The 26,636-nt window shown below is 29.8% G+C and carries 24 protein-coding genes; 11 read left to right on the forward strand and 13 right to left on the reverse strand.

The features are described 5' to 3' along the window. Positions 1-209: 209 nt before the first annotated feature. The 3 genes from IEW75_RS00140 to IEW75_RS00150 all read right to left on the reverse strand — a co-directional run bounded on the left by IEW75_RS00140 (position 210) and on the right by IEW75_RS00150 (position 5,796). Positions 210-1,322, reverse strand: a complete 1,113-nt coding sequence (locus IEW75_RS00140) for a PAS domain-containing sensor histidine kinase (protein WP_134248022.1) — start codon at positions 1,320-1,322, stop codon at positions 210-212. A gap of 466 nt (positions 1,323-1,788) precedes the next feature. Next, a complete protein-coding gene (locus IEW75_RS00145; RefSeq protein ID WP_134248023.1) occupies positions 1,789-4,140 on the reverse strand; it encodes a DUF2339 domain-containing protein in 2,352 nt (783 codons plus the stop codon). A 411-nt stretch (positions 4,141-4,551) separates the two neighbouring features. Next, positions 4,552-5,796, reverse strand: coding sequence for a type IX secretion system plug protein (locus IEW75_RS00150; protein WP_229714356.1), 1,245 nt, complete (start codon positions 5,794-5,796; stop codon positions 4,552-4,554). Between the two features lie 187 nt (positions 5,797-5,983). On the opposite strand from IEW75_RS00150, the gene IEW75_RS00155 reads away from it, so the two are divergent. The 7 genes from IEW75_RS00155 to IEW75_RS00185 all read left to right on the forward strand — a co-directional run bounded on the left by IEW75_RS00155 (position 5,984) and on the right by IEW75_RS00185 (position 12,498). Next, positions 5,984-7,333 (forward strand): Na(+)-translocating NADH-quinone reductase subunit A, encoded by a 1,350-nt coding sequence (locus IEW75_RS00155; protein ID WP_134248025.1) that lies wholly within the window; start codon positions 5,984-5,986, stop codon positions 7,331-7,333. A gap of 2 nt (positions 7,334-7,335) precedes the next feature. Beyond that, positions 7,336-8,559 (forward strand): NADH:ubiquinone reductase (Na(+)-transporting) subunit B, encoded by a 1,224-nt coding sequence (locus IEW75_RS00160; RefSeq protein ID WP_134248026.1) that lies wholly within the window; start codon positions 7,336-7,338, stop codon positions 8,557-8,559. 2 nt (positions 8,560-8,561) lie between these two features. Continuing rightward, complete coding sequence (locus IEW75_RS00165) at positions 8,562-9,308, forward strand: Na(+)-translocating NADH-quinone reductase subunit C (protein WP_134248027.1); 747 nt, start codon at positions 8,562-8,564, stop codon at positions 9,306-9,308. Between the two features lie 3 nt (positions 9,309-9,311). Next, positions 9,312-9,959, forward strand: coding sequence for an NADH:ubiquinone reductase (Na(+)-transporting) subunit D (locus tag IEW75_RS00170; protein WP_134248028.1), 648 nt, complete (start codon positions 9,312-9,314; stop codon positions 9,957-9,959). Between the two features lie 3 nt (positions 9,960-9,962). Continuing rightward, on the forward strand, positions 9,963-10,700 hold the full coding sequence (nqrE, locus tag IEW75_RS00175) for an NADH:ubiquinone reductase (Na(+)-transporting) subunit E (protein ID WP_134248029.1): 738 nt from the start codon (positions 9,963-9,965) through the stop codon (positions 10,698-10,700). Positions 10,701-10,702: 2 nt separating this feature from the next. Continuing rightward, on the forward strand, positions 10,703-12,013 hold the full coding sequence (gene nqrF, locus IEW75_RS00180) for an NADH:ubiquinone reductase (Na(+)-transporting) subunit F (RefSeq protein WP_134248528.1): 1,311 nt from the start codon (positions 10,703-10,705) through the stop codon (positions 12,011-12,013). 107 nt (positions 12,014-12,120) lie between these two features. Next, complete coding sequence (locus tag IEW75_RS00185; RefSeq protein WP_134248030.1) at positions 12,121-12,498, forward strand: DUF8840 domain-containing protein; 378 nt, start codon at positions 12,121-12,123, stop codon at positions 12,496-12,498. Between the two features lie 111 nt (positions 12,499-12,609). Here the strand turns inward: IEW75_RS00185 and IEW75_RS00190 are convergent, their stop codons facing one another. Further along, a complete protein-coding gene (locus IEW75_RS00190) occupies positions 12,610-13,449 on the reverse strand; it encodes an OmpA/MotB family protein (protein WP_134248031.1) in 840 nt (279 codons plus the stop codon). A gap of 132 nt (positions 13,450-13,581) precedes the next feature. Here IEW75_RS00190 and IEW75_RS00195 point away from each other — a divergent pair, with 132 nt between their 5' ends. Beyond that, positions 13,582-14,568: an FAD:protein FMN transferase gene (locus IEW75_RS00195; RefSeq protein ID WP_134248032.1), complete on the forward strand. Its 987-nt coding sequence runs from the start codon at positions 13,582-13,584 to the stop codon at positions 14,566-14,568. Between the two features lie 3 nt (positions 14,569-14,571). Here IEW75_RS00195 and IEW75_RS00200 read toward each other — a convergent pair whose 3' ends face one another. Then, positions 14,572-15,339, reverse strand: coding sequence for a class I SAM-dependent methyltransferase (locus tag IEW75_RS00200; RefSeq protein ID WP_134248033.1), 768 nt, complete (start codon positions 15,337-15,339; stop codon positions 14,572-14,574). Between the two features lie 50 nt (positions 15,340-15,389). After that, entirely contained in the window at positions 15,390-16,208 is an 819-nt protein-coding gene (gene map, locus IEW75_RS00205; RefSeq protein ID WP_134248034.1) for a type I methionyl aminopeptidase, read from the reverse strand. A gap of 164 nt (positions 16,209-16,372) precedes the next feature. Between map and IEW75_RS00210 the strand changes: the two genes are divergently transcribed. Further along, a complete protein-coding gene (locus tag IEW75_RS00210) occupies positions 16,373-17,641 on the forward strand; it encodes an acetyl-CoA hydrolase/transferase family protein (RefSeq protein WP_134248035.1) in 1,269 nt (422 codons plus the stop codon). 103 nt (positions 17,642-17,744) lie between these two features. Here the strand turns inward: IEW75_RS00210 and remB are convergent, their stop codons facing one another. From remB to IEW75_RS00240, 6 genes are all read right to left on the reverse strand, one after another. Further along, positions 17,745-19,820 (reverse strand): gliding motility outer membrane protein RemB, encoded by a 2,076-nt coding sequence (gene remB, locus IEW75_RS00215; RefSeq protein WP_308423289.1) that lies wholly within the window; start codon positions 19,818-19,820, stop codon positions 17,745-17,747. A 1-nt stretch (position 19,821) separates the two neighbouring features. Beyond that, positions 19,822-20,397, reverse strand: coding sequence for an acyltransferase (locus IEW75_RS00220; protein ID WP_134248036.1), 576 nt, complete (start codon positions 20,395-20,397; stop codon positions 19,822-19,824). A 1-nt stretch (position 20,398) separates the two neighbouring features. After that, complete coding sequence (gene deoC, locus IEW75_RS00225; RefSeq protein WP_134248037.1) at positions 20,399-21,142, reverse strand: deoxyribose-phosphate aldolase; 744 nt, start codon at positions 21,140-21,142, stop codon at positions 20,399-20,401. A gap of 116 nt (positions 21,143-21,258) precedes the next feature. Next, on the reverse strand, positions 21,259-21,993 hold the full coding sequence (locus IEW75_RS00230) for an energy transducer TonB (RefSeq protein WP_134248038.1): 735 nt from the start codon (positions 21,991-21,993) through the stop codon (positions 21,259-21,261). A 360-nt stretch (positions 21,994-22,353) separates the two neighbouring features. After that, a complete protein-coding gene (locus IEW75_RS00235; RefSeq protein ID WP_134248039.1) occupies positions 22,354-23,076 on the reverse strand; it encodes an energy transducer TonB in 723 nt (240 codons plus the stop codon). Between the two features lie 281 nt (positions 23,077-23,357). Then, on the reverse strand, positions 23,358-24,410 hold the full coding sequence (locus tag IEW75_RS00240) for a hypothetical protein (RefSeq protein ID WP_134248040.1): 1,053 nt from the start codon (positions 24,408-24,410) through the stop codon (positions 23,358-23,360). Between the two features lie 118 nt (positions 24,411-24,528). On the opposite strand from IEW75_RS00240, the gene IEW75_RS00245 reads away from it, so the two are divergent. Together IEW75_RS00245 and IEW75_RS00250 are read left to right on the forward strand one after the other, a co-directional pair. Then, complete coding sequence (locus tag IEW75_RS00245; protein WP_134248041.1) at positions 24,529-25,110, forward strand: RNA polymerase sigma factor; 582 nt, start codon at positions 24,529-24,531, stop codon at positions 25,108-25,110. A gap of 1 nt (position 25,111) precedes the next feature. After that, a complete protein-coding gene (locus IEW75_RS00250; RefSeq protein WP_134248042.1) occupies positions 25,112-25,852 on the forward strand; it encodes a tetratricopeptide repeat protein in 741 nt (246 codons plus the stop codon). A gap of 128 nt (positions 25,853-25,980) precedes the next feature. On the opposite strand, the gene IEW75_RS00255 is transcribed toward IEW75_RS00250, so the two are convergent. Beyond that, positions 25,981-26,301, reverse strand: a complete 321-nt coding sequence (locus tag IEW75_RS00255; RefSeq protein ID WP_204744202.1) for an EthD family reductase — start codon at positions 26,299-26,301, stop codon at positions 25,981-25,983. Between the last annotated feature and the right edge of the window lie 335 nt (positions 26,302-26,636).

A 26,636-nucleotide genomic window follows, 5' to 3' on the forward strand; every position in this document is an offset into this window, starting at 1 on the left:
GTCTATATTACTCATCTAAGCTCCTTATTATTTTTTATTACTACTAACTGTTTAGAGTTATAATTTGTACAACTGAAAAGTCGGAGTTTTTTTGGCTGTAGCAAATCGTTTGTTAGAATGTTTGTCGGTTCGTTATTTTGTTTAAATGTGAGCATAAATTTTATGAGATGTTACAAAACTTCTTTCTTTATAGTTTTCATTCTTCCAAATCAATTTAAAGGTAAAGTAAATCTGAAATCACTACCTATTCCTAATTTACTTTCTACAGAAATTTTTCCATTTTGTTTTTCTACAAATTCTTTACAAAGTATTAAACCTAAACCTGAACCTTTTTCAGATGCCGTTCCAGCAGTTTTTAAAGTCGTATTAATTTTAAATAATTTATTTAAAGTTTCTTCATCCATTCCAATGCCATTGTCAGAAACAGTAATTTCAATATTGTTTTGATTTTGAATTGTCGACACTTCTATTGTACCATTTAGATTCGTAAATTTTATAGCATTTGAAATAAGATTTCGCAATACTATTTTTAACATATTCAAATCCGTATAGACTTCAATAGCATCTGGTTGAATATAATTTAAAGTTATGTTTTTAATTTTTGCAATTGAACTAGATATTTCTAATACTTCCTTGACAATAGAAGCTAAATTTATTTTTTCTGGTTTATAGATGATTTGTCCAGTTTGTGTTTTTGCCCAATTTAACAAGTTATCAAGTAAAATAAGTGTGTTTTTGGCTGAGGAATTTATAATTCCTAAATACTTTTCAGATTCAGAAACTTCAAAATCCTTTGTGCTTTTAATTAACAGTTCCGAAAAGCCTAAAATTCCGTTAAATGGACTTCTTAAATCATGTGCTATTATTGAAAATAGTTTATCTTTTGCTGCGTTAAGCTCCTTCAGGCGGAGTTCATTTTTTTTAATAATTTGTTCTACATTTTTTCGTTCTGTAACATCACGAACGTTAAGAACAACTGATTTAATTACAGGATTATCTAGTTGATTAGTGCCATATGCTTCCAAGTAAACCCAACTTCCATTTTTGTGAAGATGTCGGTATTGTGTTCCTCCATTTGCTTTATTTTCAATAATGTCAATAAAGCCTTTTTTTGTTAATTCTTGATCTTCTGAATGAATCATCTTTTCAATTACAGGGATGCCAATTAGTTCTTCTTGTTTATATCCGAGTATCTTCTCACATGATTCACTAACATAATGCTGAATTCCACTGCAATCCATCAGTACAATCATATCAAACGAATTCTTAATCAGTTGTTTAAACCTGTTGTCATCACGAAGAAAATGATCTTCTATTTTCATGTCTAATTCTTTATAATAATTCAGTATTGACTATTCGTTTTTTTTATTGCTTATAACTGGTTTTTATAAGATTTGTAAACCATGTATATCTGTTTGTTAAAATATTTATCTATTGAATTTTTGTTTAAATTTAAGGATAAATTTTATACGGTCTTGCATAAATTAGCTTTTTTGCTTTAATTATTTAACAGACAATGTTCAAATTACATATTGGCATAAAAATCTAACCTATTAATACTTAAGCAATTTTTTCTATTCTAAAATCTTAATGGAAGGAGGCAATCTCATAGTTATTTATAAATGTTACTCTTTTATTTTTATCTTCCTTTGAAAGATGAAAATGTGCTAAAATATATATAGAGTGGAATTAAAAAAGTTTACAAAAACACCCTAATAAACAATAATTATACATTTGATATTAATGTATTTTATAGTTAGTAAAAGTGTATTAATTTTAAAGAATTTTTTATGAATTAATTTTTTTGTGGTATTTATTATATAAAAATGAAATGATAAGAAGTAATATTCCTAAAGAAACAAAAACTATGGTTCTTGATATAGTATCTAGATGAGAGATATCATAAAAAAACAGTTTTATAAGTGTTAATCCAAAAACTACAAAAGCTAATATCCTTAAATGTTTTAGATTTTTCCAAATTCCTAAAGCTATCAAAATTAAAGAATAAATTCCCCAAAAAATACTTAAACCTAACTTATACGATTCTGACGAATTTCCAATATCCATCCAATGAATTAGCTCACTACTTAATACCCAAAGAATTGTAATAGTTAGAAACAGTTGATAATAGAGTTTTAAATGTTGAATTACAGGAAGCTGTTTCATTGATTTAAAGCTAATTACTAGTAAACCAGCAAGAAAACCAAAAGAAATGTATCTAATTAATATATGAAAGATTCCAACAGAATATTCAGAATTTATGTTTGTCGATAAATAACTCTCTCTTAACTCACCTAACGTATATAAACCACTTATTAGAAAGAAAAAAATAATTATTTTAGAAATTATGAAAATTATTACTCCTAATTTTTTGTTTTTTATTTTAGTTAAATTAAAAATTGATAATAAACCTATAAACAAGAAAGTATAGATAAATAGATAGATTGATTCAAATTTTATTAAATCATAGTTGAATATTTTTGATTCGTAACCATTCGGATTTTCTATAGAGGTTATAGAATTATGGTACAATTGTTCCCAATAAGCTGCAATTTCATTTCTAAAAGTTACATAAAGTGTTATTATAAAAATAATTGGGATTCCATAACTAACTATTTGGTATAGATTTTTATTATTTGAAATTGATGTAGAAATTGTTGTTTTTCTATTTAAATATGTAATTACACCAAAGAACACAGATGAAAACAATCCAGTTAAAAAATAAATATTGAGGATTGGATTAATGTTAACTTCGTTATTAAGGCTGTTAACATCTACAAATAAATTATTCCAATCTTTTGCTAAACTTAAAAAGGTTAAAATAATGAGTGGGTAAGAAAAATATTCATAAAAATTTACTTTTTTTGTTCTACCTACCCAAAATAATAGCACCGCTTCTGCTCCCCAAAGTAAGGTTACCCAGTTACCGTTTAATTCTACAGGAATTGTAATAGTTATAAATGTAATTGCTAAACCTAGAACTAAATAATACAAATTTTTATCAACTAAATTCTTGTAGTAAATTATGGAGCATACACCTAAATGAAAAATAGCATTGCTTAAAGTGAATAACCCTAAATACGCTTCAGTTTGGTATTGATTTAGAATAATTGAGTATCCAATACCATAAAAAATAAATGCGTTTAAAAGAATTAAAAATACATCTTCAGCTTTAAATAGTTCTTTATTTATTAATTTATAAGTCAACAATATTGCATAAAAAATGGCGAAAAATAGTGTTGCGAATATTAAATTTGAGGTAGTCTCAATTTCAGAATTAACTGATGAATAGTATCCTAATAATACAATGCTCCAAGTTAAAATGAAAGCCGTATAATAAATGAATTTCCAAGGTTTTTTAAAAGAAATAAATAGAATTGCAACGTTAATAATTGCAACATAAATATATAAAATATCGAATTCACGGGTTTCCTTACTTAGCAAAAACGGAACAGCATAAGCCCCTACAAGTCCAATATGGGCTATAACTTGTTTATCGTATTTCAGGGCCCCAAATACGGTTAAAACAGTTGTAATTACCATAATTGAATAAGCAACTGCAGCAGGAAAAAGTGAATAGTAAGAAAAAGCAGCGTACGTTATAAAATAGATTATAGCCATTGCTCCACTGTATAAAGCAGCACTAAATTGTAGGTAATTTTCTTTTAATTTTAAGGCAAATACAAATAGCCCTAAACCAACTAAATACCCTAGTATAATTCTAACTGTTGGGCTTATTAAATTATTATCAATTGCATATTTAGCCCCTATGGAAACTCCAATAATTATGACAATAATTCCTATTTTGTTTATTAGATTTTCACCAATAAATTTTTCAATATCACTTTTAATTGTTGGTTTTTTTAAAATAAATTTTTGAGGTTTAACTTTTGTAGATTTGATACTTAAATTATCAGTTTTTTGTTCTGGAAATTCTTCTACAGCTTTAAAAGTTTTCTTTTGAATTGGGTTCGGTTTTTCTAGAGGAATAGGTTTTTCTTCAATATCAGAACTGATATTTTTTAAATTGTCAATTTCATTTTTTAATGAACTAATCTCCTTGCTTAAAGCCTCTTGTTTGTCAAGTAGAATTACAAACTTAGAAGCTAATAAATTCACTTTTTTCTTGTTTGAATCCATAACTATATTATTAAATTTAAAAAATTAAGTAATTTATTTATAAATAAATATGATTAAAATCATAACCGAGAAAAATATGATTTTGTTTTAATGCTGGTTCAGTTATTTAACATCAACCAGTATCAATTTCTTCTGCAAGCGTTGAACTATTTTAGAATGTGTTATTAAAATTTTTAGATCCACTCTTTAATTTCATTTCCGCTATAATCGGCTGTTAATCATAATTTTTTAAATAGCTATATTTTTAGAAAGGCAGTGACCTATTAAAAGTTGTGTTTAGATTCCCGTTTCCAAGGGAATGAAAGTTGTTTTCAGATAAAAATAGGTTCTAGATGAAAATGATATAATTTAAGAGCATTGTTCTCAATACACCTACGTTGCACTCCAGAATGCGAACTGACGTAATGCTACTTAATTATTCAATTTTTTAGAATTTCCGTAGCCAACACCAATTACTTTGGTGTAACGGCTTCCAAATTTTTTATAATAAACCAACACGGTATAATCATTTTCCGTTTGGTAAAAAGAGCCGTCTATATCGCTATTGCTAATTACTCCTTCTTGGTTTTTTGTTACATATTGGTAATTGTAAAAACCTTGTTTTAGAAGTAATTTGGCTTCGTACAAGCCTGTATCTAAATTGTAGTTTAGTTTGTTGGTATTATTTAATTGCCAATTGTTAAAATTTCCACTAACAAAAACATCTTTTCCATCTAAATTTTCTAAACAACTTAAACTAAAATGTACCCAACCATAATCGGCATCGGTATTGTTATTATCGCCATCTAAAGTTCTCACTACAAAGTTTCCGTTTATATCTTCTAAAAGCGTGTATGGCTGGTCTATTCTTTCTTCATTGGTATATAAATACGCGTGGTATAAATCGGTGCCTTTTTCTACTTTTGCAATGTTTAAGGTGGTGTTTCTAATAAATTTGGTATCTAAATACAAGAATTCATTTCCTGCCAAAAAACTAGTTTCTTTATTATATTTGTATAGCAATTGCGTACCTCTATAAAATTGTGGTTTTAAACCTTTAATTGCAGTTTGCCAATTATTATTCTGCAAAACAACTGGCAAAATCTCTTCTTTAGGGTTGTTAATTCTTAAATTTGGATGGTTTATAATAAATTCTACAGATTGGTGTGTGTTTATGATTGAAATGTCCCTGCTTTTATAAACTGTTACACCAACTGTTACAACAGATTCGTACACAACAAATTTACGTACAAAAACAATTTCTTGTTCTTCATTTAATATATATATTTTGTAATTTCCAGAAATTTTTAGCCGTGTATCGTCGTTAGGTATTGTTAACCTATAATTAGTGTAAGGCTGTAATGTATTAAAAGAGTTTTCATAATCTCTAATTCTATCTTCGGCGTAGCCATCTACAAATTCTGAATCTGATAAACCAGAAGAGTTCCAATTATAATCGCAATGTTCAATTTTATAGGTATAATCGTGTTCGTCTGCATTTAAATCGTCGAAAATCAATTGAAAACTTTCACCAAGTCTTAAAATTGGCGCATAGCTATTAACGGAATTCGGTTTTAAAATAATAGTTTTAATATATGCTGCATCCTCAGTTTTTTGCTGAGAAGAACTTAGGTGAAACATTAAAATAGCAATAAAAAAAGTATAAAATGACTTCAAAATTAAATGGTATTAAGGTTTTTTGTCTTCAAATTTTATACCAAATATAGAATTGTAATTGTAATTATTACAGTTTACATCCTAAAAGTTGATTCTAGGCTATAAAAAATTGATTAAAATCATTAAACTAAAATTTTAAATTCTTATTTTTGCACCGTTTTTAAAGACTATTAAATAAACTTAAAATATGTCACAGGACATTCGAATTAAAAAAGGTTTGGACATTAAGCTAGTAGGTGCTGCTGAAAAGGTAACCGAAAAAGCTAATTCTTGTAGTGTATACACACTAAAACCTGAAGATTTCCACAGTATCATTCCAAAATTATCCATTAAAGTTGGTGAAAAAGTAAAAGCTGGTGAAGCGGTTTTTTACAATAAAGCCAATGAAGAAATGAAATTTCCTTCGCCAGTAAGCGGTGAACTGATTGATATTATACGTGGTGAAAAAAGAAAGATATTAGCTGTAAAAATTCAAGCTGATACAGAACAACAATATGTTAATTTTGGAGTAAATGACCCAAAATCTATGAAAGCTGACGAGATTAAAAGTCTTTTGTTAAGCGCAGGATGTTGGCCATTTATTAAACAAAGACCTTATGATGTTATTGCAAATCCTGCAAAAACACCTAAAGCCATTTTTGTTTCTGCATTTGCAACTGCTCCTTTAGCTGCCGATTACGATTATGTTTTGGCTGGTAAAGAAAAGGAGTTGCAAGCTGCAATTACCGCTTTAAGTAAATTAACACCTGGTGTAGTTCACGTTTCAGTTGGTAAAAATACAAACTCTCCTTTGGCAGGTTTAAACCATTGCACGTTGCATAAAGTTTCAGGACCACATCCTTCTGGAAATGTAGGTACTCAAATTGCAAAAATTGATCCTGTTAATAAAGGTGAAACCGTTTGGACAGTTTCTCCACAAGATTTAGTAATTATTGGTGAGTTATTACTTACAGGTAAATTTAATGCTGAACGTATTATTGCGTTGGCTGGTTCATCTGTTGAAGCTCCTAAATATTACAAAACAAAAATTGGAGCTGCAATAACTTCTATTGTAGACAAGAAACTTAAAGGTGATAATAATAGAATTATTAGCGGTAATGTGTTAACTGGTAAAACTACCAATTTAAAGGGTAGTTTAGGCTATTACAACAATATTGTTACTGTAATTACTGAAGGAAACGATTACGAATTTTTTGGCTGGACAATGCCAGTATTTAATAAGTTATCAATTTCAAGAGCTATTACTTTTTCTTGGTTATTCCCAAATAAAAAATACGATTTAAATACCAATACCAATGGTGAACATAGAGCCTTTGTTGTAACCGGTAATTATGAAAAAGTTTTTCCTTTAGATATTTATCCAATGCAAATTTTAAAAGCTTGTATGTATCAAGATCTAGATGAAATGGAAGCTTTAGGAATGTACGAAGTTGCGCCTGAAGATTTTGCCTTAACTGAATTTGTATGTGTCTCTAAACAACCACACCAAGAAATTATAAGAAAAGGTTTAGACTTAATGTTAAAAGAAATAGGATAATTATGGGATTAAAAGAAAAATTACATAATATAAAAGGAAAAGTTGAAGGCACAAATTGGCAAACCATGTTTGGTGCAATTCACACACTTTTTTACACTCCAAATGAAACTACACATTCAGGTGGACATTTAAGAGGAGCCGATGATTTAAAGCGTACAATGATGAATGTTGTACTGCCTTTAATTCCTCTTTTTATTTTTGGAATGTTTAATGTTGGTTTTCAACATAATGCAGCAATTAATGGTTTTCCAGAGGGAATGGGCTTTTTTAGTTCTGAATTTTGGAATTTAGAAAATTTATCTTTTGGTGCCATAAAATTATTACCATTATTAATAGTTTCTTATGTTGTTGGTTTAGGTATTGAAATAATTTTTGCAACTATTAATAAACACGAAGTAGAAGAAGGTTATTTTGTAACTGGTATGTTAGTACCACTTATTATACCTATTGATACTCCTTTATGGATGCTTGCAGTTGCTATTATTTTTGGAGTAGTAATTGGTAAAGAAATTTTTGGAGGTACCGGAATGAATATTCTAAACCCAGCTTTAACAATTAGAGCCTTTTTATTCTTTGCCTATCCAACTTGGATGAGTGGAGATAAAGTTTGGGTAGCTGGTGCAAAAGAAAGAGCTAATGAAATAATGTCTGGAGCCGAATTAGATGCCATTTCTGGTGAAACTGTATTAGGTGCTTTAGCGCAAGGACAAGATTTTGCTTATTCCGTTTCAGATATGTTCTTAGGTTTTATACCGGGTTCTGTTGGTGAAACATCTACCTTATTAATTTTACTTGGAGGTTTATATTTACTTTATACCAAAGTTGCTAGTTGGAGAATTATGGTATCATCTGTTATTGGGGCTTTAGTTATGGGGCTTATTTTTAATGGGGTAGTAAATGCTGGATGGATTACAGAAAGCAGTAAGTTTTATTCATTAATGAGTACTGAATTCTGGCATCATTTATTAATTGGTGGTTTAGCTTTTGGTATTGTATTTATGGCAACCGATCCTGTAACAGGTTCTCAAACAAACAAAGGAAAATGGTATTACGGTTTCTTTATTGGATTTATCTCTGTAATGATACGTGTATTTAATCCTGCTTATCCAGAAGGTGTAATGTTAGCAATTCTATTAATGAATGTATTTGCACCAACTATTGATCATTACGTTGTTCAAGGAAATGTAAAAAGAAGATTGAAACGTTTAAAATCAAAAACAGCATAACAATGGCAAAGAATACTGAAAGTAACGTTTATACAGTTTTGTTCGCAACAGGAATGGTTCTTGTTGTTGGTACATTATTAGCGTTTTTAGCGTCTTCGTTAAAAGATAAAATAGCTGAAAACAAAAGAATTGAAAAACAACAAAATATTTTATATGCAATGGGTATTAACGAAAATGACGAAAGTAGCGTTGAGTTTGTATCTAAAGATATTGTTGGAGAAGAGTTTAACAAATATATAACCAAACAATTAGTAATTACTGGAGCTAATGCTGTTGAAAATAACGAAGCATATTTAATAGATTTAAAAAAAGAAGCTGCTTTAGCAAAAAACAACAACTACCAAAGAAGATTACCTTTATTTGTTGGAAATAAAGATGGTAAAGATTCATACATTGTTCCGGTAAGAGGAAAAGGTTTATGGGATGCCATTTGGGGGTATATTGCTTTAGACAAACAATTAGTAATTCAAGGAGTATATTTTGATCACGCAGGAGAAACACCAGGTTTAGGGTCTAACATAAAAGAACGCTTTTTTATGGATGATTTTATAGGTGAACATATTATGGATGGTGATACATTTAAAGGTGTAGCAGTTTCAAAAAGTAATGCAGATCCAAAAAATCTAGACAAAACCGATAATGAAGTAGATGCAATTTCTGGTTCTACAATAACAGGTGATGGTTTAGCTGCAATGCTTAAAAAAGACTTGAAAATGTATTTACCTTATTTAAAAACATTAAACCAATAATTTATGGGACTTTTATCAAAAAAAGATTTAAAATTAATAACAGATCCTTTAGCAGATAATAATCCTATTACTATACAAGTATTAGGTATTTGTTCTGCATTGGCAATTACAGCTGAATTAAAAGCATCAATTGTAATGTCTATTGCAGTACTTTTTGTAATGGGACTGGGTAATTTAACTATTTCATTAATGCGGAATATAATTCCACCAAAAATTAGAATTATTGTACAACTTATTGTAGTTGCTACTTTGGTAATTATTGTGGATTTAGTGTTGAAAGCCTTTGCTTATGAACTAAGTAAGACATTATCTGTGTTTGTGGGATTGATTATTACCAACTGTATTATTATGGGACGTTTTGAAGCTTTTGCTTTAGCTAATGGACCAATAAGATCATTTATAGATGGTGTTGGAAACGCATTAGGTTATGCAGTAATACTTATTATTGTAGGATTTTTTAGAGAATTGTTAGGATCTGGAACCTTATTAGGATTTAAAGTTTTAGGTGATCCTATTGAAAAAACAGGTGTGTACGCTTTTGGTTATGAAAACAACGGATTTATGTTGCTAGCACCAATGGCATTAATAACTGTTGGAATTATTATTTGGGTACAACGCTCAAGAAATACATCATTAATAGAAGATAACTAGAATATGGAACATATAGAATTATTTTTTAAGTCAATATTTATAGATAATATGGTATTTGCAACATTCTTAGGAATGTGTTCATACCTTGCTGTATCTAAAAAAGTTTCTACTGCAGTTGGTTTAGGAGCGGCCGTTATATTTGTAATGGCAATTACCGTTCCATTAAACTGGTTGTTAGATCAATATATTTTACAAGAAGGTGCACTTAGTTGGTTAGGCGAAGAATATGCAGCCTACGATTTAAGTTTTCTTTCATTTATAATGTTTATTGCAACCATTGCAACAATGGTGCAATTGGTTGAAATTATTGTAGAAAAATTTGCTCCAGAATTGTACAACTCTTTAGGTATATTTTTACCTCTAATTGCAGTAAACTGTGCTATTTTAGGTGGATCATTATTTATGCAATCACGAGAAATTGCTTCTTTAGATTTGGCATTTAACTATGGTGTTAGTTCTGGTATAGGATTCTTTTTAGCAATCTTAACAATTGCTGCTATTCGTGAGAAAATTAGATATTCAAATATTCCTGCACCACTTAGAGGTTTGGGAATTACATTTATAATAACAGGTTTAATGGCTATTGGATTTATGAGTTTTGGTGGAATGTTAACTGGTGGTGACGAACCAGAAACTAAAGAAGAAACTTCTAGAGTAATTCCTTCTAAAAATAATACCATTGAAGTTAGTAAAGAAGAAGCTAGTAAATTAGCCAATAACGAAAAAGAAATTATAGAGTAATGATGATATTAGCAACAAATACCATAGGTACAATTGTAGCAACTGTAATCGCATTTTTAGTGTTAATACTATTATTGGTTGCTCTGTTACTATATGTAAAACAAAAATTATCACCTTCTGGTCCTGTAAAAATCAGAATTAATGGTGAAAAAGAAATTGAAGTAGCTTCAGGAAGTACACTACTTACTACTTTAAGTAGCGAAAAAATATTTTTACCTTCTGCATGTGGTGGTGGTGGAACATGTATCCAATGCGAATGTCACGTGCATTCTGGTGGTGGAGAAGCTTTGCCGACAGAAACGCCTCACTTTACTCGAAAACAATTAAAAGAAGGTGCTCGTTTATCGTGTCAAGTTAAGGTGAAACAGGATATGGATATCTCAATTCCTGAAGAAGTTTTCGGAATTAAAAAATGGGAAGCAACTGTTGTAAGAAATTACAATGTAGCATCTTTTATTAAAGAATTTGTTGTTGAAATTCCTGAAGACATGGGCTACAAAGCTGGTGGATATATTCAAATTGAAATTCCAGAATGTGAAGTTGATTTTAAAGATATGGACATTACAGCGCATCCTGAAGAACACGATACTCCAGATAAGTTCCAAGTAGAGTGGGATAAATTCGGTTTATGGGATTTAAAAATGAAAAACACCGAATTGGTAGAACGTGCATATTCAATGGCTTCTTACCCTGCTGAAGGGCGCGAAATTATGTTAAATGTACGTATCGCTACACCACCTTGGGATAGAACTAAAAATGCTTGGATGAATGTAAATCCAGGTATTGCTTCATCATACATTTTCAACTGTAAAAAAGGAGATAAAGTAACAATTTCTGGACCTTATGGAGAATTCTTCATTAATGAATCTGATGCAGAAATGTTATATGTTGGTGGTGGTGCTGGTATGGCTCCAATGCGCTCTCATTTATACCATTTATTCAAAACCCTAAAAACTGGGAGAAAAGTAACATATTGGTATGGTGGACGTTCTAAACGTGAATTATTCTACCTAGACCATTTTTACGAATTAGAAAGAGAGTTTCCTAACTTTAAATTCTACTTAGTATTATCTGAGCCTGCTCCTGAAGACAACTGGGTGAATAAAAAAGATGCAGATGATCCAAACGGAGATGGATTTACTGGATTTGTACATCAATCCGTAATAGATGAATATTTATCTAAACACGAATCTCCAGAAGACTTAGAATTATATTTCTGTGGTCCTCCTTTAATGAATAAAGCAGTTCAAAAAATGGGTGAAGATTTCGGTTTAGCTGATGAGAACATCAGATTTGATGATTTTGGGGGGTAATACCGGTCATTGAGCGGAGTCGAAATGACTTCTTTGTAATGATTAAAAACATAATAATTTTAAAAAATCCGGTACATTTGTATCGGATTTTTTTATACGAAATACTAATGAGCAGACCACTTACAACTCAAGAACAACACAACTTAGCAATGAATATTGTTGGAAAAGATTTAGAAGCTAAAGGTTATGAATTTTTAGCAGTAAACAGCCAATTAAAAAGAAACCCTCAATTTGTATGTATCGATAAAAATAACCAACGTTACTTTATAATTGTTAAAATAGGACCTATTAATAAATTGGGTATTACCTACGATGTAATTTGGATGGAAACCTTTAAATTACACGCCAAAAAAAATAATGCTAAAGTTATATTTGCCGGCGTTGGTTTAGGCGCTAAAAACAACATTAATACTCCACCGTTGTTACATAAAGAATATGCTATACAATATGATGGCTTGCAATATTTAGATGTTGCTTTGAATTAATGCTATAACCTTCTTGAAGCAATGTACTAAACTAATTTTGTTTAAAACGTACGCTATACTCCATAAAAAAAGCACGCCAATGGCGTGCTTTTAAAGTATTTAATTACCTTCTTAATTTACTTTTTGCTCTAAAAGATCAAAAAATTGTTCTAATTGTGGCATTAAAACAATACGAGTTCTTCTATTTCTAGCTCTACCTTCAACAGTATCGTTAGTTTCTAAAGGCTTGTATTCACTTCTACCTGCAGCAATTAAACGTTCAGGAACAATGTTAAAGTCGTTTTGAAGCACTCTAATTACAGAAGTTGCACGTTTTACACTTAAGTCCCAGTTATCTTTTATACCTGCAGTACTAATTGGCTTGTTATCTGTGTAACCTTCAACCATAACTTCTAAGTCTTTTTGTGCAGAAATTACATCAGCAACTTTACCTAATACTCTTTTTGCATCAGAAGAAATTGTTGCACTTCCACTCTTGAATAATAACTTATCAGCTATTGAAATATAAACAACTGTTTTTTCAACATCAACTTGAATGTCTTCATCATTAAATCCATCTTTTAACACACTCTTTAATTGGAAACCTAATGCCAAATTAATAGAGTCTTTACGAGTCATTGCTTTTTGAACATGTTGAATATATTCATCTTTTTTACCCATTTGAGCCAATGTTTCCTTAATATTATCGGAAGCAGATTTAGATAATACCGTTAAATTGTCAACATACTCTAATGTTTTTTCTTTGTCACTTCTTAAATCTTGAACTTGTTGTTCTAAAGAAGCAACTTTACTTTCACTTTCAATTCTACATTTCATTAAATCAGCCTTTGTATCAACCAATTCCTGATTTTTAGAATTAAAATTACCCTCTAATTCCGTGTACTTCTTTTTAGATACACAAGAACTTAACACTACTGATATCACTAATATCAATACAAAACTTTTTTTCATAATTAAAACGATTTTAAGTGAACAAAGTTAAAAAAAATAAAATTCTTTAAAGCATAAAATCGCTTATTTTAAGATGAATTTAAGAGTTTTTTATATACTATATTTGTAATCTCTAATTTTAGTTTCTTTTGTATGAAAAATTATCTGTTTTTTATCTATTTTATATTTATTATAGCTTGTACAGAGCAACAGTCTAATTTAAAAGTTTTACAAGGTAATGCTATTGGAACCACTTACACTATTAAATACTTGGATTCAACAGGCACTAATTTCGAATTAAAAATCGACAGTATTATTAAGGCAGTAAACACCTCAACTTCCACCTATATTCAAAATTCAGATATTTCAAAAATAAATCGAGGAGACACTACAGTTGTTGTTGATGCTATTTTTGAAGAAGTTTTTAAAAAATCTGAAAAAATATACCGTGAAACAGCTGGTGATTTTGATCCAACAGTAGGAATTTTAGTAAACGCTTGGGGTTTTGGTCCAGGTGCCAAAATTAACAATTTAGACTCGCTTAAAATAGATTCGTTATTAACTTTTGTAGGTTTTAATAAAGTAAATCTTTTAAACAACAAAGTATCAAAGTTATATCCAGAAATTTATTTTGATTTTAACGCAATTGGAAAAGGATATTTGGTAGATATTGTTGCAAGACAATTTGAAGCTGCTAATATTGAAAATTATATGGTAGAAATTGGTGGTGAAATTAGAGTAAGAGGTAAAAATGAACATGGTGAATTTTGGAAAATAGCTATTGAAAATCCAAATGAAGATGGAACACGTTCTTTTGCTACTGTGATTCAATTAAAAGATGAAGCTATGGCGACTTCTGGTAATTACAGAAAATACCGCACCACTGAAGACGGTAAAAAATATGTACACACAATTAATGCAAAAACAGGTTATGCGACCGAAAGTAACTTATTAAGTGCCTCTGTAATATCTAAAGGCGATTGTGCAGATGTTGATGGTTACGCAACAGCATTTATGGCAATGGGCTTAGATAAATCTATCGCATTTATAAAACAACATACCGAACTAAAGGTGTTTTTAATTTATGCTAATGAAAATGGTGAAATTAAAACGTTTGCTTCTGCTAATTTTGACAATTAAATTCTATTTTGTACAAACTGGTAAAATTTCGCCTTTTACCAAACAGTATTTTGTAATTAATTCAGGAGAAAGAGTTTTGGAATAATCTATTTCATTTACAGTAAAACCAACAGCTCTTAATCTATCAAAATAATCTTTACCATATACCCGAACGTGATCATATTGCCCAAAGTGTTTTTTTCTTTCTTCTTCTGAAGTGATAGAAAAATCTTCATATGTTTCGTTCAAACTCAAATCCTGCGGAATTTGAAAAATACCTAATCCTTTAGGTTTTAAAACCCGATAAAGTTCACTCATTGCTTTTGCATCATCTACAATATGCTCTAATACATGATTGCAAAAAACCACATCAAACAAATTATCTTCAAAAGGTAAATTACAAATATCTGCTTTTACATCGGCAATTGGAGAATATAAATCTGCAGTTATATAATCTAAGTTTGTTTGTTCTTTAAAACGGTTTAAAAAACATTGTTCTGGTGCAATGTGAAGGACTTTTTGGGGTTTCGCAAAAAAATTTGTTTCATTTTTTAAATACAACCATAACAATCTGTGTCGTTCTAAAGAAAGTGTGCTTGGAGAAAGTACATTTGTACGCTGTTCTCCATAACCATAAGGCAACATTTTTCGAAAACTTTTACCATCAATAGGATCTGTAAACGTTTTTCCTTTAAGATAAAATGCAACTAGAGGGGCAACCCAAAAACTAACCTTAATTAATACTGGTCTTGGGACCGTATTTAGAAAAAATTTAAAAATTTTAGTTAACATGTAGTTGGTTTACCTTTAAAACAAGCTATTATTAGTAGAATTTAAATTAATTATAAAACCAGTGGTACTTCTCTAAATTCATCCTCTTCTTTACTTTCAATCCCTAAAGCTTGGTAAATATATTTAAATGTAGAAAGCAATTCTGGTTTTCCATTTACAATAGCAACATCATGTTCAAAATGTGCACTAGGTTTATTGTCTTTTGTTAAAATAGTCCAACCGTCGTTTAATTGATTTATTCTATGTGTTCCTAAATTTATCATTGGTTCTATAGCCACAACCATACCTTCAACAAACTTTTTACCTCTTCCTCTTTTTCCATAATTTGGCATTTCTGGATCTTCGTGCATAGATTTTCCCAATCCATGACCAACCAATTCTCGTACAACACCATACCCTCTTTTTTCGCAATAATTTTGAATTGCAAAGCCTACATCTCCCACTCTATTTCCAGCTTTAAACTCTCTAATACCTTGGTACAAACTTTCTTTTGTAACTTCTAATAATTTTTTAGTTTCAGGAGCTACTTCACCTACTTCAAAAGTATAAGCGTGATCTCCGTAAAATCCATTTTTTAAAGCACCACAATCTATTGAAATAATATCGCCTTCTTTTAAGGGTTTATCATTTGGTATTCCGTGTACAACTTGAGCATTTGGACTCATACAAAGCGTGTTTGGAAAATCGTACAAACCTAAAAATCCAGGTATAGCACCATTATCTCTTATAAACTCTTCCGCTAATTTATCTAAAAACAACGTTGTAACTCCAGGCTTCACCTCTTTTGCTAATAATCCTAAAGTTTTAGACACGATTAACGCACTTTGTCGCATTAACTCTATTTCTTCTCGTGTTTTAATAAGTATCATTTCAATTTTATATTAATTTTTGCAAAGGTAAATCAAAAAAATAAAATATGCGGACAGAGTTAAAAATATAAAAAAAATGAATTAAATGCAAAAAGAGTGACTTTCGACAGCTATTTTTTATTATATCCTTAGTAAATTTACGGCATCACTTTTAATATTATATTATGTATAAAGCAGTATCTGCTGAAGAAGCAGTAAAAGTTATAAAATCTAACGATAGAGTATATATTCAGGCAGCAGCCTCAGCATCTCAAATATTAATTAATGCAATGTCTGCGAGACATGAAGAATTAAGAGGTGTAGAAGTTTGTCATTTGCACATTGAAGGCGATGCCCCTTATGCAGATCCAAAATACAAAGATAGTTTTCATGTAAATTCACTTTTTATAGGAAAAAATGTACGTCACACTTTAAAAGCAGGGAATGGATCTTATACGCCCGTATTTTTGAGTGAAGTACCGAATTTATTTAAAAAAAATGTATTACCAGTTGACGTTGCATTAATACAAGTTTCCACTCCAGACAAACATGGATATTGTTCTTTAGGTGTTTCTGTTGAAGCAATTTTAGCTGTAATTGCAAATGCAAAACATGTAATTGCTCATATAAATGATCAAATGCCAAGAGTACATGGAGAGGGTCTAATTCATATTTCAGAATTAAATACTTTTGTAGAAGAAAGTGCTCCTATTCATGAGTTTCATATGCCAAATCCATCAAAAATAGAATGTACAATAGGTGATTATATTGCGGAATTAATTGAAGATAGAAGTACTTTACAAATGGGAATTGGTTCTATTCCAAATGCTGTATTATCGCGTTTAGGAAATCATAAAGATTTAGGACTGCATACTGAAATGTTTTCTGATGGGGTAATTGATTTAATTTTAAAAGATGTAATAAACGGAAACTACAAAGGAATAAATGCAGGAAGAGCTTTAACTACATTTTTAGGCGGCTCTAAACGCTTGTATGATTATGTAGATGACAATCCATTTATTGAAATGCGTTCGTGTGATTATACAAATAGCGTTTCTAATATTCGTCAAAATCCTAGAATGGTAGCCATTAATTCTGCTATTCAGGTAGATTTAACTGGACAAGTTTGTGCTGATTCAATTGGAGCAAATATGTTTTCTGGTGTTGGTGGACAAATGGATTTTATTAGAGGCGCTTCCTTAAGTGAAGGCGGAAAGGCAATTATTGCATTACCTTCAATAACCAATAAAGGAATTAGTAGAATTGTTCCTTTTTTAAATAAAGGAGCCGGAGTTGTTACAACAAGATCGCATGTACATTATATAGTTACAGAATATGGAGTTGCAAATTTATATGGCAAAACCATAGACCAGCGCGTTGCTGAATTGGTTAAAATTTCACATCCAGACTTTAGAGAAAGCATGGAGCGAGAATATTATGAAACTACAAGTTAGTAATTGATTAACATACAATTTTAAGAAAAACACTTAAAACTAGCTTGAAGAATAGCGGACCTTAAAAATCCGCTATTTTTTGTTTTATATTTTTGTCAAGTTCTTAAAAATCAAAATACCAATTAAAAACATCTGTTTTTAAACCAAATGAAATCCAAGTAGTATTAGTGCTTTCAAAATTTATTGAAGGTGTCACTGGCTCAAAATTTCTAAAAGTTATGCCTGCGAATAATTTTAAATTAGTTGCTGGGTTTACTAAATACCCAACTTGTAAATCGGCAATTGCAACAGAAGCTTCATTACCTTGCCCTATTTTGTTGCCATAATCTGAAACTCTATCATCGTTATCTTTGTAAATATCTCCTCCATAACTAAAGTTATCAGCCGCAGTATTAAAATCGAAACCTTTTTTACCAATTACAATTTTAGAATTTGCAAACCACCTATTTTTTGAATACCTGGCTATAAAAATAGTTTCGTTAAAATTTGAACCCCATAAATGTGCTAAAGGTTGATTGTTATGTCCAAAATTATAATTTAACTCATCATGAGAATAGGTATAAGGTTTTACTGCATTATGTTCAATTTGTAAAAATAAATTTTCAACTTTAAAAGCATTGTAGAATTTAGCTCCAATTTGAAAACCATTTTTATTTCCCCACCAACCATTTGAACTTGTAACTTCAGAAATTCTAAATTCATCAATTAGAAATTGAGAATATAACGATATATTTTTATGTTTGTACTTTAAACTTAACCCTAACAAGGTGTTTCCAGCTCTAGATCCTGCACTAAACTCTGCTGCTGTATAAAAAATTAATGGATTTAAATAATTCATATCAAATCCTCTATCGTTTGTTGTATCCCAAATAACAGTTTCAAAAAGCCCTAAGTTTATTTTTTTGGAAACATTCCAACTTAAATAATGAATTGCCATAAACTTCTTCTTATAAGCACCATCAACTGTTAATTCTGGTCTAACATCTTGCATAGACATCCACAGGTTTGTGTATTTAATTTTCCAAAAACTAGTGTTTATTTTAAAATAAGGGTACGGTGAAGCACCATCTGATAAAAATAAAGAACGATACCCATCTCCTATAAAATTTTTCCCAGTTCCAAACTGAAAATTAAAATATGTACTTGGAGTATAAGAAACATAAGCTTCTGCTACAGGATAATCATAAGCATCTGTTTTAAATTCTTTTGCAATTCCTCTTCCTGGAATAATTGCTGGATTTCCACCATCTGGCTTTAAAGACTCTGCGTATGTGTTAACATAGTGTGCAAAACGTCCCTGACTTTCGTAAAAACTTGTTGAAAAATTAAGATTCTTTCCAAGTCCACCATTTATTTGAACACCTCTTGTATTGTTAAATGTATTAATATCTTCACTATCGCTACCAACCTGCAAATCAACAATTGGGTCTACGGTAAACCAAAAATTGTCGCCTCTTACATTAGCCATGTGTTCATTTAGCAACTTTCTTCCAAACCATGTAGTTTTAGGTTTTATAAGTTTATTTTTTTGAGCATCTAAATCAATAATACTATTTACTTCACTATAAACATATGGTTTTATCGAGGTATGCGAATTTTCAGCTTGATTCAAATAATTACTATAATTATTATATTCTGAATGTGTTAAAGGAATATTTAGAGCACTTTTATGTTCTGGAAATAAACTTTTTTCAGTTGAAGCTATTTCAAAAATTGGTTTTTCAAGAATTTCAACCTTTTTTACTTCTTGCTGAACAACTTCTTTAGGTTGATTATTATTTTCTAACGGAATTGACAACGGAAACACAAATTGCATTTCTATAGCATGATTATTAAATTTTGCAGGAGTTATTTTAGGAAGCGTTTTAAAAACACGCTCTACTTCAGTTTTTAATTCTTTATAAGGTGAATTTACATACAACACTTTAAAATTACCAGTTGAATCAACTATAAAAACAATATTAATTAAACCATTAAAATTTTGTTGAAGTACATTTTCAGGAATTTTAAATTCTGAAATAATCGCATTTTTAACCTCATTTTTAAAACACGTTGGAAGATTTGCTATTTGCTCAGATTCACATGCTGGAAAAACAGGGTATTTTTCTGCCTGTGAAAATGCTACCACTGAAATTAATAAAAAAAGTACACTTAAAAATATGTTTCTTATTGTATCCAAGTTATGTTATTTTTTCTACTTTATTATTTCTTAATTGATATTTCTCGCCACTTTCTTTACATGTTGCAAAACCCTGTTTGTCAAATTCCAATCTGTGTCCGTACTCGCTTATCCAGCCAATTTGTTTTGAAGGATTACCAACAACTAAGGCGTACGGTTTTATTTCTTTTGTAACAACCGCTCCTGCTCCAATAAAAGCATACTCTCCAATATTATTACCACAAACAATAGTTGCATTAGCACCTATACTCGCTCCTTTTTTCACCAATGTTTTTTGATATTCACCACGTCTTACAATAGCACTTCTTGGATTTATAACATTGGTAAAAACCATTGAAGGACCTAAAAAAACATCATCTTCGCAAATTACACCTGAATAAATAGAAACATTATTTTGAACTTTTACATTTTTACCCAAAACAACATTTGGAGAAACCACAACATTCTGACCTAAATTACAATTGTTTCCAATTTTACAGTTTGGCATAATATGACTAAAATGCCAAATTTTTGTGCCTGCTCCTATTTCACAACCGTCATCAATTATAGCGGTTTCATGTGCAAAATAATTGTCCATATTAATATTCTTCTGTTGCTGTATTACCTTGGGCTATCACTTTTGCAGAAGATGTTCCTATGCGGGTTACTCCCATTATAACCATTTTAACTGCGTCTTCATAATTTCGAACGCCACCCGCTGCTTTTGCTGGTAATGGCTTTGCGTTTTCAACAATTAATTCCATGGCTTCAAAAGTAGCTCCGTTTGGTTTTCCTTCTTCCGTTTTAAAGAATCCTGTGGAAGATTTTACAAATACATTTGCAGCATTTTCTTCTCCAAAATTTTCTAAAACTACATCTCTAATTAATTGGGTTAACGCTATTATTTCTTCATTGGTTAACGCAGCAATTTCTATAATCCATTTTGCAACTTTATTATTATCAAGTGCTAACTTTGTACCTTTAAAAACCTCTGCTTTTACTAAATTTACTTTTCCTTCTTTAAATGCATTGTAATTAACTACATAATCTAACTCATCAGCATTATCATTTATTGCTTTTTGTCCTTCAGATAGTTTGTCATTGGTACTATAAGTTCCTTCATGAAATCCGATCACAGTTCCAATTAATACGTCTGAATTAGCTGCTACTACCATTTCCTTTGCCATTGATACAAATTCTGGTCTAATCATAGCTAATTTAAAGTTGTTTTCAATAGCTTCATTTACCAAATTTATTACATTTTGTTGAGTTGCTTCCTCTGTAATATTAGCTTGTGTGGCCGTTTTTAAATATGTAGAATCTAAGTATTGATTGATATTCATTGTATTATAATTTATACTATTTCACTTGTTTGAATAACAAATATAGTTTTTTATGAAGCATAAGGCTATAAAAAAATCCTGCTATTGCAGGATTTAAATAAAAAAACAAGTTATACTTATTCAATTTTAAAAACTATAGGCAATCCGTAACTTACAGTTACAGGTCTACCTCGTTGTTTTCCTGGAATCATTACTGGTAATGCCCTAACAACTTTTATAGCTTCTTCTTGTAATTTTTTATGAGGGGCTCTGGCTTTTATATTTGTAATTTTACCATTTGCATCAATTTTAAATACTACAAATATCCTTTGTATACTTCCCGACTGTAATCCTAAATCTGAAGCAATTCCTGGATCAAAATTCTTCAATACAAATTTTGAAATTTTTTCTGAAAAACAACTTCTAAGTTCTTCTTTTGTTCCTGCACAACCTGGATATATTGGAACATTTTCAATTACAACAAACGCAACATCTTCTTCAACTGTTTCTTCTTCCTCAACATCAACAATATCTTTATTTAAATCTATAATAATAGCTTCATACTCGTCTGTTTCAGTACTTTCAATTATAGTTTCTTGAATATCGATTTCATCTTCAACTTTAATTATTTTTTCAGGTATAACAGTTTTTGGTGCTGGTGCCTTTTGCTCCTCAATTGGCTTAATTTCTACCAATACTTCATCGTCATCATCTTCACTTAATATGCTTGCAGATAAAGCTTCTATTGGACGTGGATACGATTTCATTTTAATAAATTCATACACTATAAAGAGTGCTAAAACAAGACCTAATTGAACTAAAATTCGAGAATAGTTTTCGAGAACGGCATCAGGATATTTTTTAATTTCCATAACCACCTTTTTTAAAATTGATACAAAAAAAGAAAATTTAACTGTTTAAAACAGTAGTATTTATAATGCAAGAAACTGCAACTATAAAATCTGTAAACTTGAAGTCTCTTACAAGATTATTTATCATATTAAATTTACAAAAAATTTGTTTTACAAAAAATTTTTTTAGGCTAAAAAAAGATACTTAAAAAGTATTGAAAAACCGTCATTCTAAACTTGACCCATAATTTCATCAAACTAAAAATCAATTACTATTAGCAGCTAAAATTAAAGATCCACGCCGTCCTTTTTAGTGAATTGGAGATGGATGAGTAATCAAGTTCAAAATAACGGAATTTTTACTTTTAAAAGCCTCCCTTTTTATTCCACTTTAAAAATAATTGGCATTGAATATCTGACTTTAACAGCCTTACCTTGTTGCTTTCCAGGTTCCATTTTAGGTAATAAATTAATAACCCTTATCGCTTCTTCTTTTAACTTTTTATGTGGTGCTCTGGCTTGAATATCTACAATATTTCCGTTTATATCAATTTTAAATAGAGTGAAAATTCTTTGAACTCCTGGGGCTAATCCTAATTCTTCTGCCAAACCTGCATTAAATTTTCTATTAATGTACTTGCTAATTTGTTTTGAAAAACAAGCTTTACGTTCTTCGTTTGTACCTTTACATCCAGGAAACAATGGTGCTTCTTCCAACATTATATAATCAACCTCGTCTTCTGGATTAGATTCTTCATCTAGTTTTACATCTGATATTGTAGAAATATCAACAGGAGTATCAATATCTACAACATCTATTACTGTTTCATCAATATCTACATTATCTTTTACTTGATCAATAACATCTATAATTACTTTTTTTGGAGGTTGCGATTGTAATTTTGGTTGTTCAATTTTGAAATCAATTAGTTGTTCAGTTTCGTCAATTAATTTCCTGTCTTGATTTGATAACATTGCAATTTGGTTGTCGAATGTTTTGTTTTGAATAAGTAAATACGCGATAAATAGCGATAATACCAAGCCTAATTGTGCAAATAATTTACTGTAATTCTCTAAATTTGCTTTTGGATGTTTTTTAATCATAATTTATTGGTTTTATTATATCCTTTTAGTTGTTTGTATTTTGAACGAATCCGATTGAGTGGAATTGAGAAGATTCATTTTAGTACAACAAATAGCTGGATAAATGTTAAAATTATGTTAAAGCAAAAAACATACCAAAAAAGAGAAGCCGTTCATTTTGAACGGCTTCTTAATTAAAAATTATCCTTTTAAATGAATCAAACAAAAAAAAGACTATCATTATTTGATAGCCTTTCCCCAGTTATTAACCTATTTTTCTAACTGTTCGCAATTGTAATATTTTAAGGTAATCCGTTAATTAAACTTTCTAGAGCAGGTTGTGTTATTGGACTTAAACTTGAAATTACTTCTATATGATTATCTACAATTGTTGTTCCTTGGATTGCATAATGTAATACACCATCAATTTCAGCAACCATTATAATATGAACTTCTAATCCTATTGGAATTAATCCGTAATGCTCGGTAAACATCTCTAAATCTGTATTATAAACATCCATTCTTGCCAAAGCTGTTGGTTCTCCGTCATACGATAAATACACCGCACAATTATCTTTATTAAAATCAGCTGGAACGTCGATAAAAATTTCAGTTTTTGCGCCTGCAAAGCTGTACCATCTGTCAAGATTTGTCCACCCAAAAGATCCAATATCATAGTTGTATGTTGCAAATTCACCCGCAGCCCCTTGACCATCTCTTATTTTTGCATCATCTTGCTCTCCATTCTTATCTTCATCGGCTTCAACCCAATCACAATCATCATCAATTCCATCACAATCATTATCTATTCCAGTTCTAAATATCTTCATTCCACCATCTAAGTCTGCAAAATCTACAGGACGACTTTGAACTGATGTCTTTTTTAACAATTCTAGTTCATTTGCTCCTTGTTTAGCATCTATAAAAAACTGACCCGCCGATTTTAAGGCTTCTTTATCACCATTTGCTTTTTGCCCCAAAGTTGAACGGTTTTTAAGAACCATTGAAGCTTTATCGTAAATTTCTAATAATTGCACCGTTACATTTCCTGTTACTGGTGTTCCATTTATTCCAAAAGCATTGGCAGGAAAACTAACATTTGTTCCTTGTGATCCTGTTACTATACCGCCAGTTGTTGCGTCTAGTGTGAACTCTTCTAAACCATCAATTCTATTATCTAAAAATCTGTTGTCTAATGCAATTCCATCTGGTTGTGGTTTTGTGTCTTCAATATCCGGATCTGAAATACAACTGGTAAAGGTTGCTATTAAAGATAAACCTAATACACTTTTAAAAATGTTACTCACTACTTTACTGTTTTTTAAGTTTGTGAAATTTTGTTTTTGATTTTTCATAATTATTAAATTTTATATTCTTTTTAAATTTGTTTTACACTTACATATCAACACAATTATATTTTGTTACCCCTTTCTGATAAAAAAAAATTAAATTAGCTATCTCTAATCCTTCTAAATGAATAAAAAACTACACGCAGACCATATATATATAGAGGCTTTACTAAAAAACGATAGTAGGGTACTTTCTAAATTATATGAGAAATTTTCGCATAAAATAGTTGCTTATGTTAGAAAAAATAACGGAAATGCAGATGATGCTCAGGATATTATTCAAGAAACATTAGTTACTATTTACCATCAAGCAAAAGAGAAAAACTTTATACTTACCTGTCCGTTTGATGCTTACTTTTATTTATTGTGTAAAAGAAGGTGGTTAAATGAGCTAAAAAAAAGAGGGACTAACAGGGTAACAATTATAGAAGATGAAGCATCTATTAAAGACGAGCACAAACAAGAAGTTGAAGAAACTGAACTATTTGAACAACAAAGCTTACTTTTTGAATCAAAATTTAAAGAATTAGGGGTAAAATGCCAAGAATTATTAAAAGCTACATTCAAAATAAAGTCGATGGAAGAAGTTGCTGAATTTTTAGGAGTAACATATGGTTATGCCCGTAAAAAGAAATCGCAATGTATGGGTAAATTAACCCAATTAGTGAAAAATTCGAATGAATTTCAATCCTTAAAAGACTTTTAAAATGGAAGAATTAAAATATATTGAGTTTGAAAACTACTTAAAAAACGAACTCACAGAAATAGAAAAAAAAGCTTTTGAAAATAAGCTACAATCTGATGCCGATTTTAAACAAGAATTTGAAATTTATAAAGCGTTGGAAACTTCTTTGTCCTCAAAATTTAAAAATGAAGAAGGCGAAAAAGAACTTAGAAAAACCTTAACTAATTTAGGAAATCAATATATTAATGAAGAAAAAGGCACTAAAAAGAAATCTAAAGTAATCTCACTTTTTAATTACAAAAAACTGATGGTTGCTGCAAGTATTGCATTGTTAATTGGATTTTTTATCTTCAAAAATGGAAATCCTGTTTATAGCGATTTTGCTAATCACAGCAATTTAGAATTAGTAGTTAGAGGAGATTCTAATGAAATATTATTAAAAGCTCAAGAAGCTTTTAATGCTAAAAATTATAAAACTGCTTTTGCTCAACTTACCATCTTAGAAACTGATTCCCCTAACGATATAGAAATACAATTATACAAAGGAATCTGTTTGTTAGAAATGGATAAATTTTCACAAGCTGAAACTATTTTTGATAAAATTAGCAAAGGGAACTCAGCTTTCTCAAACAAATCAACTTGGTATAAAGCTTTAAGTTATTTAAAACAAGAACAATTTGAAGCTTGTAAAAATACGCTTAAAACAATACCAGAAAGTGCTGAAGAATATAAATTGGCTAAAAAATTGTTGCAAAAATTATAATTGTTTTTTATATTAAAAAAACAGGCAAAGTTATATACTTAATATATTTTAATTTTAAAGCCTAAAATAAAATTTAAAAGACTTTTTAGTATCTTTCAAATATTATGTTGTTGCTAAAATTTTTAATATTACATCACTTCACTAATCTGAATTATAGGTTCTATATTTGTGAAATTAGGTAAATCTCCCATGATTTTTTCAGCATTTGGTCCAAAAGCCTTTCCAAAATCTTCTATAGAATCAAAATACATATTTCCCATTCCAGCAAAAGGAGCAATTGATCCAGGTGTTGCTCCCCCTAATCCTTTTTCAACTGTAGCACCTTTAAGGTGGTTACCTAATAGTTTACTCACCATTTTTAAATGTGTATTGCAATAATAATCCATATTAAATGTTTTGTTCTCTCCATTTGGATATAAAACACTTACTTTAGTCATTCCTTTTTTCATTTAAAATTATTTAATTTTCATACTCGTATGGCTTTTCTGATTACGCCCTGTTTTTATAGTGACTCTAGACTCCACTTTCATATAATTTAAAGTTGATTTAAAATAATTTTTATGTTATACAGTTCTTTTGTGTCTAATTTTCTAAATCTATTGGGATTAACTATATATTCACGGTGTTTTCAAACGTTTCAATAGTACTGTTTTGAAATCTAATATTTAATTGATGAAGAAAGGGATTATTTAACAATCTATTTCTTAAAATTATCAGGTGTTAAATAGCCGTTTTAGAAAAGCAGTTTCTATTTTCATAATTGATTTTTTTAGTTAGTTGTAGC

The organism is Lutibacter litoralis (assembly GCF_014646675.1).
Taxonomy (GTDB): domain Bacteria; phylum Bacteroidota; class Bacteroidia; order Flavobacteriales; family Flavobacteriaceae; genus Lutibacter; species Lutibacter litoralis.